Consider the following 1,083-nt stretch of genomic DNA (forward strand, 5'->3'; position numbering starts at 1 on the left):
TCAGCAAAAAATCCGCTTTCGGGACCCTGATTAGGAAACAGGCCACTTTCGACGAGCCAACGGCAGCTATTGAAGACATAGAGTATCCGACCGCAGCCTGGATAAGAAGCTAATATTACAGTATTCAGCACCACGGGTAAATCCATGATCATTCGTATTATTTTGATGATTATCGATATTCGACTTTTTCCTGCGTTTCTTACCTCTATCCAATACACCCTTTAAGACAGAAATTGTTGGGTTTGTTGATATTTCAAGCAATGTATACGTTGCTCTCTCGATCTCATCGTTTGTATATTTTGTTGATAAGTTCCTTAATGTGCCAAGGATGTTTAATGCTTTCTTTTCCGGATTCATTTCTAAGATATAAGAAACAAACTGTGCCATGGAGGGTCCAATTGTTTCTGCCCATTTCCGATTGTTTTCAGGGGTATGCTCTAGATACAATCTATGATTATCAGGCATATGATTCGTGTTCGTAGAGAACTGGCCAACTTCCCCGGTTAACCTTTTATGGGATGCAATCCGTGTTTCTTTGAAGTACACTTCAATTATATATATAAAATGAAAAAGATGTTCCTAGAGGAAGATGATGAGAAATATGGTGATGGATTTGGGGAGCAGGAGGATTAAAATTAAATTGAAAGGGTGATTAAGGATGGAGAAAAAATTAGATTTGATTCTTCAAAAGTTGGATTCGTTAGAGTCTGGACAAAAGGAAGTACAAGCTGGGCAGAAGGAATTAACGAAACGTCTTGAAAGGACCGAAACAAAGATTGATGCAATTACAAATCAAGTAGCCAACAATGCTGAACAGTTGCAGGAATTAAGAAATGAACAGCAGCTAATAAAACAAGCCTCCATGGAAACAAATGAGGGCGTCAAGCAATTAAAAACCATTCAAGACAGCCAGCACAGGATTATTGAACTACTCTCGGCACGTTCTTTGGAGCAAGAAAGTGAATTAAGAGATTTGAAAAGGGTTAAATAGTAAATAAATATTTATGCATCTATACAATGCACGATCGATTAGGTCGTGTTAATTTATATATTAGCACAGCAACAACGAGGAAATGAAAGTCA

General features: G+C 37.7%; 1 protein-coding gene. It reads left to right on the top strand.

Annotated elements, in window-relative coordinates; translation table 11 throughout:
* The first annotated feature begins 658 nt into the window (after positions 1-658).
* The gene (locus D4N35_RS17825; protein ID WP_120076045.1) at positions 659-991 is read left to right on the top strand and encodes a hypothetical protein; all 333 of its coding nucleotides are present in this window, start codon (positions 659-661) and stop codon (positions 989-991) included.
* Positions 992-1,083: the final 92 nt, after the last annotated feature.

It is taken from the genome of Siminovitchia fortis, assembly GCF_003605365.2.
GTDB lineage: Bacteria > Bacillota > Bacilli > Bacillales > Bacillaceae_C > Siminovitchia > Siminovitchia fortis.

Coding starts and splice junctions, on each gene's coding strand:
- D4N35_RS17825 (WP_120076045.1), top strand. CDS start 659: ATGGAGAAAAAATTAGATTTGATTCTTCAAAAGTTGGATTCGTTAGAG.